We start from the raw sequence: 15,404 nt of genomic DNA on the forward strand, positions 1-15,404 counted from the left end.
CAAAAATCCGTATCCCTGCGCCCAGGCCCCGCTCCGGCCCAAGTGCGCGCTCTCCCTGCCTTAGTCTGGCTATCCAATCAAGCGGGCGATCCTGTCCCAAACGCCAATTGAGCCCAAATCGTTGAAAGTCACGACCAGCATCAACGTCACGATCACCGCAAAACCGAATCTGAACGCCCACTCCTGCGCCTGCGGCGGTGCCGGCCGCCGCCGAATTGCTTCATAGCCGTAGAAAAGCAGATGGCCACCATCGAGCATGGGCAATGGCAACAGATTTATGAACCCCAGATTGATGGAAACGAAAGCGACGAAGAAGATCAGGCTGGAAAGCCCCAGCGTCGCCATCTCGCCCGATTGTTTCGCGATCTTGAGCGGGCCGCCCATTTCCTTGACCGACCGCTGCCCGGTGAGGAATTGCCCCAATATATCCCCGGTCAACCGCACGATACCCCAGGTCTGGGACGCGCCAGCCTGAACGGCCGCGAGCGGATTGACAGGTTCCAAGGCAATCTCGCCCGACCGGATGCCGATCACCGCGCGTTCGCCCTTGTTGCCGAAGCGATCGGTTTCGGTGATGACGCGCGGCCGCAGCAGCACATCGATGCGTTCGCCGCCGCGCTGGATCGCAAGCTCGGCGGGTTTGCCAAGGTCGAAGGCCACCGCCATCGGAATGTCGTCGAATTTCTCGATCGCGCCGCCGTTGATCGCCACGATCCGGTCGCCGACCCGCAGATCGGCGGCTTCGGCCGCGCTGCCCGGCTCCACCGCGCCGACGACGGGGGGCGTCGTCGGGACGCCATAGGCCATGTTGAAGGCGGCAAAGATCGCGATGGCGAACAGGAAGTTGGTCACCGGCCCCGCGAGCACGATGAGAGCGCGTTTCCAGACCGGCTGCGCGGGAAAGCTGTGCGAGCGTTCTTCGGCGGGCATGTTTTGCCAGTTGGCGTCGGGCTGGCTCACCGCATCACGGTCGCCCGCGAACTGGACATAGCCGCCGAGCGGCAGCCAGCCGATCTTCCATTCTGTGCCGCGCTTGTCGGTCCAGCCGAGGATCTTGCGCCCGAAACCGATCGAAAAGGTGTCGGCTTTCACGCCGCACCAGCGGCCGACGATGTAATGGCCATATTCGTGCACGAACACGAGCGGGCCGAGCACGACCAGAAACGCAAGAATGGTGAACAGGAAACCGGGCGACTCAAGCATGTTCGAGTTGGTCCACAAAATGCTGCGCGACCGCGCGGGATGTCGCGTCGACGCTGAATATGTCCTGAAGCGCGCCCGGCACGGCGGGCGCATCGGCATCGAGGACGCGCTTTACCGTGTTGATGATTGCCGGAAAGGATATCCGCCCTGCAAGGAAAGCGGCGACCGCCACCTCGTTGGCGGCGTTGAGCTGCGCGGGCCGCGCGCCGCCCTCGGCGATCGCGGCGCGGCAGAGCGCCGTTGCCGGGAAGCGTGCTTCGTCGGGCGCTTCGAAATCGAGCCGCGCGATGGCGGCAAGATCGAGCGGCGCGCACGGCGTCGCCATACGCTGCGGCCAGGCGAGCGCGCTCGCGATCGGAATGCGCATATCGGGCGATCCAAGCTGCGCCAGCGTCGAACAATCGACATATTCGACGAGGCTGTGGATCACCGATTGCGGGTGAACGAGGATTTCGATCCGGTCGAGGCCGACGGGAAAGAGATGATGCGCCTCGATCAGTTCGAGGCCCTTGTTCATCATCGTCGCCGAATCGACGCTGATCTTGGCGCCCATCGACCAATTGGGATGCGCGACCGCCTGCGCCGGGGTGACGCGCGCCATCGCCTCGGCCGACATGGTGCGGAACGGGCCGCCGCTCGCGGTCAGAATGATGCGTCGCACCTGATCAAGGCGCCCGCCCGCCAGGCACTGAAAAATCGCATTATGTTCGGAATCGACCGGCAGGATCGTCGCGCCGGACCGCTGCGCCGCCGCGATCATCAACTCGCCCGCCGACACCAGCGATTCCTTGTTCGCGAGCGCCACGTCGCACCCGGCTTCGATCGCCGCCATCGTAGGCGCGAGCCCGGCGGTACCGACAATCGCGGCGAGTACGAGATCGGCCGGCAACCGCGCAGCGTCGACCAATGCGTCGGCGCCCGCCGCCACGCCGATATGCGTGTCCGCCAGCGCCGTCTTGAGTTCGTCATGACGCGCGGGATCGCCGATCACGGCGACTTCGGGGGTGAACTCGCGCGCCAGACGCGCCAGTTCGGCAACGTCGCTGTTGGCGCTGAGCACGACGATCTGCCACGCGTCGCGGTCGCGGCGTACGAGGTCGAGGGCCGATTGCCCGACCGAACCCGTTGCGCCAAAGACCGAGAGACGGCGCATGTCAGCCGGCCGCCCGGACCGCGATCTGGCCCGCGACGGCGAGCGCACCGAGAATGAGCGCGACCGGCAGCAGGCCGTCGACGCGGTCGAAAATGCCGCCATGCCCCGGAATCAGCTTGCCCGAATCCTTGACCCCGACGCGGCGTTTCATCCAGCTTTCGCCAAGGTCGCCGAGCTGCGCGAGGAGGCCCATGAACAGGCCGATCCACAGCGGGACACCGATAATCTGGCCGCGGTCACCGATCGTCGCGCTGGCAATCAGCGCCGCGATCATGCCGCCGACGAGCCCCGACCAGGTTTTCGAAGGGCTGATCGTCGGCGCGAGCCGCGCGCCGCCAAAGGCGCGTCCGGCAAAATAGGCGCCGATGTCGGTCGCCCAGACCATGCCGAACACCCACAGCGCCGCCGTCATTCCCAGATTCTGCCGGATATACCAGAGCCCGCCGATCGCACCGATGACGAGCAGCAATCCGAGCGCCGAGAAGGCCGCCTTGCCGCCGCTGCCGAGCCCCATCGCGCGGACGAGCTGGAACCATTCGACCAGCAGCAGCGCGCCGCCGACGAGCAGCAGCAGGCCGAAGGCGATGCCGCCGAACCACAGCGCGGTGCCGGCGATCGCGAACAGGATGATCGCCGACCCGATGCGCACCCACAGATCCGACTTCGCTGCGCCCGCCATGCCTTATAATCCTCCGAAACGGCGCTCGCGCGCCGCAAAATGATCGAGCGCCGCCTTGAGGTCGGCGGGTTTGAAATCGGGCCATAGCCGATCGGTGAAATAGAGCTCGGCATAAGCCGCCTGCCACAGCAGGAAATTCGACAGCCGCACTTCGCCCGACGTGCGGATCAACAGGTCGAGCGGCGGCATGTCGGCGGTGTCGAGATGCGCCGCGATCGTCTCGGCGCTGATCTCGCCTTCCGCCGCGGCGGCCTTCGCTGCCCGCACCAGTTCGTCCTGCGCGCCATAATTGAGCGCGACCGCCAGCGTGGTGCGCCGGTTATGCGCGGTGCGCGCGATCGCATCCTCGATCAGTGCGACGACATCGGGCGCGAGCGCGCGCCAATCGCCGATGATCTTGAGCCGCACGTCATTGGCGGCAAATTCGTCGATATCGCTGACGATGAAGCGCTTGAGCAGGCCCATCAGATCGCTGACCTCGTCCTCCGGCCGCTTCCAGTTTTCGGACGAAAAGGCGTAGAGGGTCAGCGCTTCGATCCCCAGGTCGCCGGCCGCGCGCACAATCGTACGCACCGCCTCAACCCCCGCGCGATGACCGGCGATGCGCGGCAGGTGGCGCTTCTTGGCCCAGCGGCCGTTGCCATCCATGATGATGGCGACATGGCGGGCATCGTGATGCGTTTCGGACACCGGAAAAGCCTAAGACTCCGTTCGCCCTGAGCTTGTCGACGGGCCGTTCTTTCCTGGGCAAGAAAAGGACGGGGCTTCGACAGGCTCAGCCCAAACGGCCGAGAGGGCAGCGCGGAGGAGCACTAGCCCAGAATTTCCTTTTCCTTCGCCGCCGCCGCCGCATCGATTTCGGCGATCGTCGCGTCGGTCAGCTTCTGCACTTCGGTTTCGGCGCGCTTGCGCTCGTCCTCGCTGATTTCCTTCTTCGCCTCGTCCTGCTTCAGATTGTCCATGCCGTCGCGGCGGACATTGCGGGCGGCGACGCGCGCCTTTTCGGCATATTGCCCGGCAAGCTTCGACAATTCCTTGCGGCGTTCCTGCGTCATTTCGGGGATCGGCAGGCGGAGAAGCTGACCATCGACGATCGGGTTGAGGCCGAGCCCGGCCGAGCGGATCGCCTTGTCCACCGGGCCGACGTTCGACTTGTCCCACACCTGCACCGCCAGCATCCGCGGTTCGGGCGCGCTGACCGAGGCGACCTGGTTGAGCGGCATATGGCTGCCGTAGACCTCGACCGTCACCGGATCGAGCAGCGCCGAATTGGCGCGACCGGTGCGCAGCCCCGCAAGGTCGTGCTTCAGCGATTCGACCGCGCCGTGCATGCGGCGTTCCAGGTCGGCCTTGTCATATTTCGCCATCTGTCTTTCCTCTCTTGATCGTTTCAGGCCGCGCCGCCGACCACGGTGGCGACGCCCTCGCCGGCCAGCACCCGCGCCAGATTTCCGGCTTCGCGAATGTTGAACACGACGATCGGAATATTATTGTCGCGGCACAAGGCCACCGCGCTCGCGTCCATCACCTTCAGATTGTCGGCGAGGACACGGTCATAACTCAGGCTGTCGTAGCGCACCGCGCTCGGATCCTGTTTCGGATCGGCGTTATAGACGCCATCGACGCTGGTGCCTTTCAGCAGCGCATCGCATTTCATTTCCGCCGCGCGCAGCGCCGCGCCGCTGTCGGTCGTGAAATAGGGTGCACCGACGCCCGCGGCAAAGATGACGACGCGGCCCTTTTCGAGGTGGCGTTCGGCGCGGCGGCGGATCACCGGTTCGCACACCTTGTCCATCTCGATCGCCGACTGGACGCGGGTCTGGACGCCGAGCTGCTCGAGCGCATTCTGCATGGCAAGCGCGTTCATCACCGTCGCCAGCATGCCCATATAGTCGGCCTGCGCGCGGTCCATGCCCTTCGCCGCCCCCGCCATGCCGCGAAAGATATTGCCGCCGCCAATGACGAGGCAGAGTTCGAGGCCGCGATCCTTCGCTTCCTTGACCTCGGCCGCCATGCTCGCGACCGTTTCGGGATCGATCCCGAAGGGCGTCGGCCCCATCAGCGCCTCGCCCGACAATTTGAGCAGGATGCGTTTCATGCCGGGCAATGCCATGTCGGGGGGAACCTCTTGCAAACTCGTAATATGCGAATGGCGCGCACCCTAGAGAGAGTGCGCGCCATTGCCAAGCGGACTGCGGCGCCCCAGGCGCAGCAATCCGGTTCTGCTTTTAGACGCCCGCGGCGGCGGCAACTTCGGCGGCGAAGTCGCTCTCTTCCTTCTCGATGCCTTCACCGAGCTGGAAGCGGATGAAGCCGGTCAGCGTGATCGTCGCGCCGACGTCCTTGCCCGCAGCGGCGACGACTTCGGCGACCGGCGTCTTGCCGTCCATCACGAAGAGCTGCGACAGCAGCGCATTTTCCTTGCGGAACTTGGCGATCGAACCATCGACCATCTTCGCGACGATCTCGGCCGGTTTGCCCGACTGGGCCGCCTTTTCTTCCGCGATCGCCCGTTCACGCGCGACGAGATCGGCGTCGAGATCGTCGCCGTTCAGCGCCAGCGGGTTGGCGGCGGCGACATGCATCGCAAGCTGCTTGGCCAGCGGTTCGAGAACATCGGCGCCAGCGGTCGATTCGAGCGCGACGAGCACGCCGATCTTGCCCATGCCCGGCGCCGCGGCGTTGTGGACATATCCGGTCACGACGCCCGAGTTCACCGACAGGATCTCGGCGCGGCGCAGCGACTGATTCTCGCCGATCGTGGCGATATTGTTGGTGAGCTGTTCGGCGACCGTGCCGCCCGTCGGGTAGCCGGCAGCGGCGAGCGTTTCGATGTCGGTGATGCCTTCGGCGAGCGCGACCTGCGTCACGTCGCGAACGAACGCCTGGAACTGTTCGTTCTTGGCAACGAAATCGGTTTCGCTGTTGACTTCGACGACGGCGCCCTTGGTGCCGTCCGCGGCAACGCCGACCAGACCTTCGGCAGCGACGCGGCCGGCCTTCTTGGCCGCGGCGGCGAGGCCCTTGGTGCGCAGCCAGTCGATCGACGCTTCGATGTCGCCGTTGTTTTCGGCAAGCGCCTTCTTGCAGTCCATCATGCCTGCGCCGGTGCGGTCGCGCAGTTCCTTGACGAGAGCGGCCGTAATTTCAGCCATCGGATGTTCCTTTCAAAAGGGCGGGCGCAATTGGACCCGCGGGACGCCCGCGCGCATGGCGGGGCGATAAGTCAAAGGGATGACAGGGGCGACCGCCGGTCGGCGCGCCGCCCCGTCATGCCGCACGGGCTCAGGCGTCGGCCTGGCGCTCGGTTTCGGCAGCCGCTTCGGCCGGGACCTGTTCGTCCTCGGTCAGCACGGGCTCGGCAACGGGTTCGACCGCCGCACCCAGATCTTCGCCGCGATCGGCGCGGGCCTGCTGGCCGCCGCGGGTCGCCGCCTGGGCAACCGCTTCGCAGTAAAGACGGATCGCGCGCGCCGCATCGTCGTTCGCCGGAACGGGGAAAGCGATGCCATCGGGCGAGACGTTCGAATCGAGGATCGCGACGACCGGGATCCCAAGGACGTTGGCTTCCTTGATCGCCAGCTCTTCCTTGTTCGCGTCGATCACGAACATCACGTCGGGAATGCCACCCATGTCGCGGATGCCGCCGAGGCTGAGCTCGAGCTTGTCGCGTTCGCGGGTCTTGTTGAGCACTTCCTTCTTGGTCAGACCCGAGGTGTCGCCCGAAAGCTGTTCTTCGAGCGACTTGAGGCGCTTGATCGAGTTAGAGATCGTCTTCCAGTTGGTGAGCATGCCGCCCAACCAGCGGTGGTTGACGAAGTGCTGACCCGAAGCGCGGGCCGCATCGGCGATCGGGCCCTGCGCCTGGCGCTTGGTACCGACGAACAGCACCTTGCCGCCGGCGGCCGAGGTCGACGAGATGAAGTCGAGCGCACGCGCGAAGAGCGGCACGGTCTGCGACAGGTCGAGGATGTGGATGCCGTTGCGCGCGCCGAAGATATACGGCTTCATGCGCGGGTTCCAACGGTGGGTCTGGTGGCCGAAGTGGGCGCCAGCTTCGATAAGATTCTGCATCGTGACGACAGGAGCCGCCATAGTCTTTCTCCTTCCGGTTAGTCCTCTGAAAGGCAAGAACCGAGCGATCCGCTAGAGAATCATCCCGGCACCGGTATGTGCGCCTTCCATGTGGAATGGGCGGGCCGTTAGACGGCTTGCCCGCGAAAAGCAAGGCCCAAGCGTCGATTAGCCCCCCTATTGGCTCGGCGCGCCTTGCACCGCGCCCGACTCAACTCATCGACAAAACATAACGCTTCGCCGCATTAGCATTGAGAACAAATAGAGAACATGGAACGAAAAGGTCAGCAAAACCGTAGCTCCGGGCGAAGGTTTCGCACAGGGAAGCCGAAAGGACAAGAAAATGGTTCAGGTCGCCGCCGCTCTTCTCTTCGCAAGTGCCGTCGGACTGGGTGTGCTGGTGATTCTCGCCATGCTGCGCACCAATGGCGATGCGATCTTGTCGGCGCTTGCCGGCGAAGGCGCCTTCCCGCACGGCTCGTCCCCGCAGACCGGCCCGGCCGCGACCGTCGTGCCGCTGCGCCGCCGCGACATGCCGCGCGGCGTTCGCACCCCTGTTCGCGTTCAGCCGCTGATCAGCCGCGCCGCCTGACTTTCGCGTAGCTCGCAAGTCCGAAGGGCAGCAGAGCGACATAGAAGACGCAGATCGCAAGCAAGGTCGGCCACGGCGCGGTGACGAGCGCTGCGCCGAGCAGCCCCACCCCCGCCAGCGCGAACAGCCGCCACGACCGGCGCAGGCGGATCGACGACCAGCTGTATGTCGGGATTGCCGAGATCATCAGCATCGCGACGCCAAGCGCCCACGGCATGACGACATACCATTCGCGGAACATGTCGTTGCCGGTCGAAAGCCAGAGATAGACGGGAACAAAGGCAAGGCCAGCCCCCGCAGGCGCCGGAATGCCGGTGTTGAAGCCCGCCGACTTGTGCGGCTGGACATCGGCGTCCATCCGCGAATTGAACCGCGCCAGCCGCAGCGCGCAGCCGACCGCGAGCGCCAGCGCCGCAGTCCAGCCGAACTTGGGCGCGTCGTCCAGCGACCACAGAAACAGGATCATCGCCGGCGCAACGCCGAAGGCAATGACATCAGAGAGGGAATCGAGTTCGGCGCCGAATTTGCTCTGCGCGCGCAGCAGGCGCGCGATGCGCCCGTCCATCCCGTCGAGCACCCCGGCGAAGATCACCGCCGCCAGCGCCTTTTCCCATTCCTCGCCGATCGCGAAACGCACGCCCGTCAGGCCGAAGCACAGGGCGAGCGCGGTAATCGCGTTGGGCGCAAAGGCGCGCAGCGGGATGCCGCCGATGCGGCGCGGGTCGACACCCGTCCGGGGATCGCGATCGCCCGCCATTATTGCCCGATGCCGTCGATCGTGTCGCCCTTGCCGAGCCGGGCAACAATCGTTTCGCCGGCCAGCGTGCGCTGCCCCAGCAGCACCTGCGGCGCGGTACCCTGCGGCAGATAGACATCGACGCGGCTGCCGAAGCGGATCAGGCCGACGCGTTGGCCTGTCGCAAGCTCGGTTCCCATGCTCACGAAGGGCATGATGCGCCGCGCCACCAGCCCCGCAATCTGGGTGAAGCCGATGCGCACCCCGTCAGCGCGTTCGACGACGAAATGCTGGCGCTCGTTTTCCTCGCTCGCCTTGTCGAGATCGGCGTTCACGAACTTGCCGGGGATATAAACGAGCTTGCGCAGCGTCCCGGCAACCGGGGTACGATTGATATGGACGTCGAACACGCTCATGAAGATCGATACGCGCAGCATCGGCGCATCGCCCAGCCCGTCGGCCCCAGCGATTTCGGGCGGGGGCGGGACTTCGGCAATCTGGGTGACGAGCCCGTCGGCAGGCGCGATGACCAAGTCGGCACTGGTCGGCGTCACGCGCACCGGGTCACGGAAAAAGGCGCCGACCCACGCGGTAATTCCGGCCATCAGCCAGCCGGCGATTTCCCAGCCGAGCAGCCAGAAACAGACGGTGACGATCGCCGCAATCAACAGGAATTTGCGGCCCTCGGGGTGAATCGACGGCCAGCGCCACTTGATGCCGCCGCCGGGACGGTTGGAAGAGATGGTGGTGGACATGCCGATTGTTCTAGGGCGCGCATCGAGCACTGACAATCGCTTATCCCGCCCCGCCCGCTCGCGGGACGGCACCAGGGCGGTTGAACATTGCCCCGGCTTTGCCTAAGGCCCCCTGCAATTCGACTCCCCAAGGAAAAGGCAGCAGCATGGGCAAGATCAAGGTAGTCAACCCGGTCGTCGAACTCGACGGCGACGAAATGACGCGGATCATCTGGCAGTGGATTCGCGAACGGCTGATCCTGCCCTATCTCGACGTCGACCTGCATTATTACGACCTCGGCATCGAGGAACGCGATCGCACCGACGACAAGATCACCGTCGAAGCCGCCAACGCGATCAAGAAATATGGCGTCGGCGTGAAGTGCGCGACGATCACCCCCGACGAAGCGCGCGTCGAGGAATTCGGCCTGAAGAAGATGTGGAAGTCGCCCAACGGCACGATCCGCAACATCCTGGGCGGCGTCGTGTTCCGCGAACCGATCGTCATCAAGAATGTCCCGCGGCTTGTCCCCGGCTGGACCGACCCGATCGTTGTCGGCCGTCACGCCTTCGGCGATCAGTATCGCGCCACCGACTATCGCGTCCCCGGCCCCGGCAAGCTGCGCCTGGTGTTCGAAGGCGAGGACGGCACGATCATCGACGAGGAAGTGTTCCAGTTCCCCTCGTCGGGCGTCGCGATGGCGATGTACAATCTCGACGATTCGATCCGCGATTTCGCGCGCGCCAGCATGAATTATGGCCTAGCGCGCGGCTGGCCCGTCTATCTGTCGACCAAGAACACGATCCTGAAGGCCTATGACGGCCGCTTCAAGGATCTGTTCGAGGAAGTCTATCAGAACGAATTCAAGGCCAAATTCGAAGCAGCCGGCATCATTTACGAGCATCGCCTGATCGACGACATGGTCGCCTCGGCCCTCAAATGGTCGGGCAAGTTCGTCTGGGCCTGCAAGAATTACGACGGCGACGTCCAGTCGGACACGGTGGCACAGGGCTTCGGCTCGCTCGGCCTGATGACCAGCGTGCTGATGACGCCCGACGGCCAGACCGTGGAATCCGAAGCCGCGCACGGCACCGTCACCCGCCATTACCGCATGCACCAGCAGGGCAAGGCGACCTCGACGAACCCGATCGCGTCGATCTTTGCCTGGACCGGCGGGCTCAAGCATCGCGGCAAGCTCGACGGCACGCCCGAGGTGACGAAGTTTGCCGAAGACCTTGAGCGTGTGTGCATCGAAACCGTCGAAAGCGGCAAGATGACCAAGGATCTGGCGCTGCTGATCGGTCCCGATCAGAACTGGCTGACCACCGAGGGCTTCTTCGAAGCAATCGTCGAAAATCTCGAAAAGAAGATGGGCTCCTGAGCCAGCGGGCTTAAACAACCGAAAAGGTTGGGATAGGCATCTAGCCAATCGGGGCCGGCCTGCATAAGGTCGGCCCTTATGGTAAGTGAACAGGACACATCGGCTATCGGCAACGCGCTGGTGGTGCTGGGGGCGGCGGGAATCGTCATCCCGGCCTTTGCGCGCTTTCGCATCTCGCCGGTGATCGGGTTCATTCTCGTCGGGCTGCTCGTCGGGCCATCGGGGCTCGGGGCGCTCGCCGCCGATTATCCGTGGCTGCGGCACATCACCATCGCTTCGAGCGAAGACATCGCGCTGTTCGGCGAATTCGGCATCATCCTGCTGCTCTTTTCGATCGGGCTCGAACTGTCGTTCCGACGCCTGTGGCAGCTGCGCAAGCTGGTCTTCGGCATCGGGGCTGCCGAACTGTTGCTGGGCGGCGCGATACTGGGCACGGCGCTGTTCCTGCTGGGCGATCATTCGACCGCCGCGGCCTATGGCCTCGGCATCGCCCTCGCCCTCTCATCGACGGCGCTGGTGCTGCCGATCGCGGGCACCAAATCGGCCGTCGGCCGCGCTTCCTTTGCGATGTTGCTGTTCGAGGATCTGGCGATCGTCCCGATCATCTTCGTTCTCGGCGCGCTGTCCCCCATCGCGGCGAGCGACAATACCGAGCTTATGCTGACGACGCTGTGGCAGGGCGCGCTGGTCGTGGCGATCCTCGCGGTCGCGGGCTGGTTCCTGCTGCCGCGCATCTTCGCGCAGGCCGCGCGCGCAAAGGATCCCGAGCTGTTTCTGGCGGCGAGCCTGCTGGTCGTGATCGTCGCGGCGCTGGCGACCGCCGCGGTCGGCCTGTCGCCGATCGTCGGCGCGCTGCTGGCCGGCCTGATGATCGCCGAGACCGAATATCATAGCGAAGTCGAAGCAATCACGGCGCCGTTCAAAGGCCTCGCGCTCGGCGTGTTCCTGATCAGCGTCGGCATGGGGCTCAACCTCAAGACGATCGCGGCGCAATGGCCCGAGCTGATCGCCGCCGTAGTCGGCGTGGTCTTGATCAAATCGATCGTGACCGCGGCGCTGCTGCGCTTTTCGGGCGCCGCGCGGCGCGGCACGGCGGCCGAGGTCGGATTGCTGATGGCCAGCCCGTCGGAAACGACGCTGATCGTCCTTGCAACGGCGCTTCAGGCGCAGCTCATCAGCCGCACCACCGCCGAATTCTGGCAGCTCGTCACCGCAATCGGCCTGACGATCACGCCGCTCCTCGCCCGCGTGGGCCACGATGTCGCGCGCCGGATAGAGATGCGCAGCGGCGACGCGCAGGAAGAAGAAACGCCCGAAGGCCGTACCGTCGTCGTCGGCTTCGGCCGCGTCGGGCGCACCGTCGCCGAATTGCTGCGCGAACATCAGCGACCCTATGTCGCGGTCGACGCCGATATCGACACCGTCGCGGCTGCGAGGCGCGACGGTTTTTCGGTCCGTTTCGCCGATGTGGCGCGCCCGGGCAGCCTCGACCGGATGGGGATCGAAAATGCCGACGCGATCGTGCTGACGATGGACGATCCGGTGCAGCAATTGCGCATGACGCGCCAGCTTCGCCAGAAATATCCCGAGCTGCCGATCATCAGCCGCGCGCGCGACGCCGATCATGCCGCGGCGCTCTATCGGGCCGGCGCCACCGACGCAGTGCCCGAAACGCTCGAAAGCTCGCTGCAACTCGCCGAAGCGGTGCTGGTCGATCTGGGCGTTGCGATGGGCCCCGTCATCGCCTCGATCCACGATGTCCGGGCGCGCATGCGCCACGACATCATGACCAAGGGCGAGCTCGCCGACGAACCGCGCATCCGCAAGCTGCGCCGCCCCGAAGGCAGCGCCTGACTATTTGCCGCCGCCGATCGCCCCGCCATCGAGCGCCGCCGCCTGCGCCAGCGTCATTCCCTTCGGCAGCACCGCCAGCGACCATTTCCGCCCCGGCACCAGATATTGCCGCGCCAGACGCTGAATATCGGCGGCGCTGATATTGGTCACATCGTCCTCGATCGCCATCGCCGCCTTGATATAGCGCGGATCGCGCGTCGCGCCCTCGAGCAGATACATCCAGTAGAGATTGCCGGTCGTCGCGCGCGCGACCTGTTCGCGGATCGGCCCGGCATTGCGCGCGAGTTCGTCGGCGCTGACGGGCCGCGCGACGAGATCGGCGGCAATGTCGTCGGCGATGCTATAGAGCCGGTTAACGTCCTTCGGCGCCAGCAGGCTGCCGACCAGCAGATAGCCGCCGCTCTTTTCGAAACCCGTCGGCCAATGGCTGTCGACGACCGGGCCATAGCTTGCGCCCTGTTCGGCGCGCAGCCGGTCGAACAGGCGGTCGTTGAAGATCGCAGCGAGCACATCCATCGCCCGCGCATCGCGCATATTGTCGATCCCGCCGCTCGTCGGCCAGGCGATCATCGCCGCCGCCTGCCCCTTGTCGCCGGTATGATAGGCAACGAACGGCTTTGCATTATGCTGCGCGAAGGCGACGCTCTGCCCGCCCGCCGGTGCGAGCGGCTGGCGCGGCGCAAGCGCTCCGAAACTTTCGGCAAGCAACTGCTTGTAATCGACCGATTCGAGATCGCCGAATATCTGGACCTCGATCGGGCCGCTCTTGAGGCGCGGTTCCCAGAAAGCGCGGAAGGCGGCGGGCGTAAGCCCTTCGATCGCGGCGCGCGACGGCGGCGCCCAGCGCGTGTCGCCGCCCGCCAGCCAGCCGCGCAGATTGCGGTCGAGTACCGCATTGGGCGTCGCGTCATTGAGGTCGAAACCGGTCAGCAGGCCAACGCGCAGCCGCTCGATCGGCGAGGCATCCCAGCGCGGCGCCGCGAGCTTGGTCGCCATGAGGCGCAGCTGATCGCGCAGATCGGCGGGGTTGCTCTCTGCGGTCATCTCAAAGGCGTCGTCGTCGATATCGAAGCCCATCTGGATCTGGCGACCGTTGGTTGCCTGGTCGAGCTCGTTCTGGCCCCACGGACCGACACCGCTTGCCATCAACGCATAATCGCCGGTCCACAGCAGATTGGGTGCGTTCCCCGCGACGCTGCGATTGCCGCTGCCGAAGCGGACGTTGACGCGCACCTTGCCGGGTTCGACCTTGTTGTCGGCCACCAGCGCGGTCACGCCATTGGCGAATTCGAGACGCTGGACATGCAGGCCGGGGAGCGGCGTTTCGGATTCGATCGTGCCGGGATGCCCCAGCGCGGGAAGCTGGCTGAAATCGACCTTGGCCGCCGCGACGCGATCGTCGCGCGCGGTGACGGGCGCGGCAAGCGCGGCCAGCAACGCCTTGTCGCCGCCTTCGATCGGCGTCGGCGTCGTCAGCACGAGCCGCGTGACGGGCGCCGCGAAAATCGCCCGGCTGATGTCGAGCATCACCTGCGGCGTCGCCGACGCGCGGATCGCGGCGAACATATCGACCTGCCCCTTGGGGCTCGTCACCGTTTCGCCGATATCGACCGCGCGGACCATGTCGTCGGCGAGGCGCGATCCTGGCTCGTTGGGCGCATTTTCCAGTTCCTTGCGCAGAAAAGCCTCGATCTCGTTCGCTTCGCGGTCGATGTCGGCCTGCGACGGCGGGGTCTGGACGGCATCGGCGATAACCCCGCGCACGTCGGCAAGCGCGGCCTTCCAGTCGCCGAGCGGCACGATTTCGGCCGAGGTGACATCGGCACTGCGGCTGACATAATCCTGGCTGACGGTGGCAACCAGATAGCTGCCGCCGCTGCGCGCGCGATTTTCCAATCGGCGATTGACGAGCGCCTGCGCGAGATATTCGAGATAAAGCCGCCGCGTGTTTTCGACGGTGTCGATGCGCTTTTTCCACGGCCGGATCATCGCGAGCGTCAGCGCGAGCGGCTGGTTTGCCTCGACGATTTCCTTCGCGACCGGTTGCGACGGATCGGGCTTGCCAAAATCGGGCTGCGCCGGGTTCGGTCCGGACTCCTTCCAGTCCCCGAAATATTTGCCGATCAGCGCGGCGAACTGTGCGGGGTCGCCATCGCCGACCATCACGACGACGGCGCGGTCGGGACGATACCAGCGATCGTGAAACGCCTGAACGCTTTTCGCGCTGGCGGCACCGAGCGCCGCGGTCGTCCCGATCGGCGACCGTTCGCCGAGCAATTGCCCGGCGAACAGATGCCCGCTCGTCGCGTCGGCGATACGCTTTTGCGGCCCGTCCTGTTCGCGCAGTTCGGACAGCACGACGCCGCGCTCGGCCGTCACCGCGGCATCGGTGATCCGCGGTTCGCGCACCATGCCCGAGAGCAACTTCATGCTTTCGTCGAGCGTCGTCGGCGTGACGCTGGGCAGATCGAGCTGATAGACGGTCTGCGTCGGCGTCGTTTGCGCATTTGAATCGCTCCCGAAGGTGACACCGAAACGCTGCCAGATGCGCTTCGTCTCTCCGTCGGGAATATGCAACGAGCCGCGAAATGTCAGATGTTCGAGCAGATGCGCAAAGCCGCGTTCGCTGTTCGATTCGAACATCGACCCGACATCCATCCGCACCCGGATCGACACCTGACCCGGTGGCACGCCATTGTTGCGAACCGCGTAGCGCAAGCCATTGGGGAGAACCCCGAAGCGCCATCCCTCGTCGCGCGGAATATCGCTGCCTTCATAAAGCCAGTCGCTTGCTTGCCCCGCGAGCGTCGATGCGGCCGCCGGTGCCGGAGTCGTTTGCGCCGTAGCGAGCGGCGCGATCAGCAGCGCCAGCGCGCTGGCGCAGGCCGGAAGCAGGAAAAGGGAGAGCGATCGACGCGCAGTCGACGGGGGAGAGACGGACATCGCGGCTATTTATCGCTTTCGAACCTTGCTGGCCACTGAACTGTCACAGCTTGT

General features: G+C 65.4%; 14 protein-coding genes. 3 read left to right on the forward strand and 11 right to left on the reverse strand.

Annotated elements, in window-relative coordinates; translation table 11 throughout:
- Positions 1–69: 69 nt before the first annotated feature.
- From rseP to rpsB, 8 genes are all read right to left on the reverse strand, one after another.
- Positions 70–1,203, reverse strand: a complete 1,134-nt coding sequence (rseP, locus tag ACT17R_RS03525; protein ID WP_062900584.1) for an RIP metalloprotease RseP — start codon at positions 1,201–1,203, stop codon at positions 70–72.
- Positions 1,196–2,356 carry a 1-deoxy-D-xylulose-5-phosphate reductoisomerase gene (locus tag ACT17R_RS03530; RefSeq protein WP_444809000.1) on the reverse strand — a complete coding sequence of 387 codons (1,161 nt, stop codon included), beginning with the start codon at positions 2,354–2,356 and terminating at the stop codon, positions 1,196–1,198. Before ACT17R_RS03530 ends, rseP begins: the two co-directional genes overlap by 8 nt.
- Before the next feature lies 1 nt (position 2,357).
- Positions 2,358–3,035, reverse strand: a complete 678-nt coding sequence (locus ACT17R_RS03535) for a phosphatidate cytidylyltransferase (RefSeq protein WP_444809001.1) — start codon at positions 3,033–3,035, stop codon at positions 2,358–2,360.
- Positions 3,036–3,038: 3 nt separating this feature from the next.
- Positions 3,039–3,725, reverse strand: coding sequence for a polyprenyl diphosphate synthase (gene uppS / locus ACT17R_RS03540; protein ID WP_082819790.1), 687 nt, complete (start codon positions 3,723–3,725; stop codon positions 3,039–3,041).
- 122 nt (positions 3,726–3,847) lie between these two features.
- The gene (gene frr, locus ACT17R_RS03545) at positions 3,848–4,402 is read right to left on the reverse strand and encodes a ribosome recycling factor (RefSeq protein ID WP_003040152.1); all 555 of its coding nucleotides are present in this window, start codon (positions 4,400–4,402) and stop codon (positions 3,848–3,850) included.
- Between the two features lie 23 nt (positions 4,403–4,425).
- Positions 4,426–5,148 (reverse strand): UMP kinase, encoded by a 723-nt coding sequence (gene pyrH / locus ACT17R_RS03550; RefSeq protein WP_186402654.1) that lies wholly within the window; start codon positions 5,146–5,148, stop codon positions 4,426–4,428.
- Between the two features lie 115 nt (positions 5,149–5,263).
- Entirely contained in the window at positions 5,264–6,190 is a 927-nt protein-coding gene (tsf, locus tag ACT17R_RS03555) for a translation elongation factor Ts (protein WP_062900587.1), read from the reverse strand.
- A 130-nt stretch (positions 6,191–6,320) separates the two neighbouring features.
- Entirely contained in the window at positions 6,321–7,130 is an 810-nt protein-coding gene (gene rpsB, locus ACT17R_RS03560) for a 30S ribosomal protein S2 (protein WP_003040161.1), read from the reverse strand.
- 322 nt (positions 7,131–7,452) lie between these two features.
- On the opposite strand from rpsB, the gene ACT17R_RS03565 reads away from it, so the two are divergent.
- A complete protein-coding gene (locus tag ACT17R_RS03565) occupies positions 7,453–7,701 on the forward strand; it encodes a hypothetical protein (RefSeq protein ID WP_444809002.1) in 249 nt (82 codons plus the stop codon).
- On the opposite strand, the gene ACT17R_RS03570 is transcribed toward ACT17R_RS03565, so the two are convergent.
- Both ACT17R_RS03570 and ACT17R_RS03575 read right to left on the reverse strand, forming a co-directional pair.
- Positions 7,685–8,458 (reverse strand): CDP-alcohol phosphatidyltransferase family protein, encoded by a 774-nt coding sequence (locus ACT17R_RS03570; protein ID WP_062900588.1) that lies wholly within the window; start codon positions 8,456–8,458, stop codon positions 7,685–7,687. The two genes, ACT17R_RS03565 and ACT17R_RS03570, sit on opposite strands and share 17 nt — an antisense overlap.
- Positions 8,458–9,192 (reverse strand): phosphatidylserine decarboxylase, encoded by a 735-nt coding sequence (locus tag ACT17R_RS03575; protein WP_003040171.1) that lies wholly within the window; start codon positions 9,190–9,192, stop codon positions 8,458–8,460. Before ACT17R_RS03575 ends, ACT17R_RS03570 begins: the two co-directional genes overlap by 1 nt.
- A 146-nt stretch (positions 9,193–9,338) precedes the next feature.
- Between ACT17R_RS03575 and ACT17R_RS03580 the strand changes: the two genes are divergently transcribed.
- Together ACT17R_RS03580 and ACT17R_RS03585 are read left to right on the forward strand one after the other, a co-directional pair.
- Positions 9,339–10,553 carry an NADP-dependent isocitrate dehydrogenase gene (locus ACT17R_RS03580; protein WP_062900589.1) on the forward strand — a complete coding sequence of 405 codons (1,215 nt, stop codon included), beginning with the start codon at positions 9,339–9,341 and terminating at the stop codon, positions 10,551–10,553.
- 78 nt (positions 10,554–10,631) lie between these two features.
- Positions 10,632–12,407 (forward strand): cation:proton antiporter domain-containing protein, encoded by a 1,776-nt coding sequence (locus ACT17R_RS03585; RefSeq protein ID WP_186402653.1) that lies wholly within the window; start codon positions 10,632–10,634, stop codon positions 12,405–12,407.
- Here the strand turns inward: ACT17R_RS03585 and ACT17R_RS03590 are convergent, their stop codons facing one another.
- Positions 12,408–15,350 (reverse strand): M16 family metallopeptidase, encoded by a 2,943-nt coding sequence (locus ACT17R_RS03590; RefSeq protein ID WP_186402652.1) that lies wholly within the window; start codon positions 15,348–15,350, stop codon positions 12,408–12,410. It lies immediately after the preceding gene.
- Between the last annotated feature and the right edge of the window lie 54 nt (positions 15,351–15,404).

The organism is Sphingopyxis sp. Q841, from assembly GCF_052384365.1.
Lineage (GTDB): Bacteria > Pseudomonadota > Alphaproteobacteria > Sphingomonadales > Sphingomonadaceae > Sphingopyxis > Sphingopyxis terrae_A.

What these genes read in the sequence shown, in the direction of transcription:
- rseP (WP_062900584.1), bottom strand. Translation starts at nt 1,203, where the DNA reads ATGCTTGAGTCGCCCGGTTTCCTGTTCACCATTCTTGCGTTTCTGGTC.
- ACT17R_RS03585 (WP_186402653.1), top strand. Translation starts at nt 10,632, where the DNA reads ATGGTAAGTGAACAGGACACATCGGCTATCGGCAACGCGCTGGTGGTG.
- ACT17R_RS03570 (WP_062900588.1), bottom strand. Translation starts at nt 8,458, where the DNA reads ATGGCGGGCGATCGCGATCCCCGGACGGGTGTCGACCCGCGCCGCATC.
- ACT17R_RS03530 (WP_444809000.1), bottom strand. Translation starts at nt 2,356, where the DNA reads ATGCGCCGTCTCTCGGTCTTTGGCGCAACGGGTTCGGTCGGGCAATCG.
- ACT17R_RS03580 (WP_062900589.1), top strand. Translation starts at nt 9,339, where the DNA reads ATGGGCAAGATCAAGGTAGTCAACCCGGTCGTCGAACTCGACGGCGAC.
- ACT17R_RS03575 (WP_003040171.1), bottom strand. Translation starts at nt 9,192, where the DNA reads ATGTCCACCACCATCTCTTCCAACCGTCCCGGCGGCGGCATCAAGTGG.
- frr (WP_003040152.1), bottom strand. Translation starts at nt 4,402, where the DNA reads ATGGCGAAATATGACAAGGCCGACCTGGAACGCCGCATGCACGGCGCG.
- pyrH (WP_186402654.1), bottom strand. Translation starts at nt 5,148, where the DNA reads ATGGCATTGCCCGGCATGAAACGCATCCTGCTCAAATTGTCGGGCGAG.
- ACT17R_RS03565 (WP_444809002.1), top strand. Translation starts at nt 7,453, where the DNA reads ATGGTTCAGGTCGCCGCCGCTCTTCTCTTCGCAAGTGCCGTCGGACTG.
- ACT17R_RS03535 (WP_444809001.1), bottom strand. Translation starts at nt 3,035, where the DNA reads ATGGCGGGCGCAGCGAAGTCGGATCTGTGGGTGCGCATCGGGTCGGCG.
- tsf (WP_062900587.1), bottom strand. Translation starts at nt 6,190, where the DNA reads ATGGCTGAAATTACGGCCGCTCTCGTCAAGGAACTGCGCGACCGCACC.
- ACT17R_RS03590 (WP_186402652.1), bottom strand. Translation starts at nt 15,350, where the DNA reads ATGTCCGTCTCTCCCCCGTCGACTGCGCGTCGATCGCTCTCCCTTTTC.
- rpsB (WP_003040161.1), bottom strand. Translation starts at nt 7,130, where the DNA reads ATGGCGGCTCCTGTCGTCACGATGCAGAATCTTATCGAAGCTGGCGCC.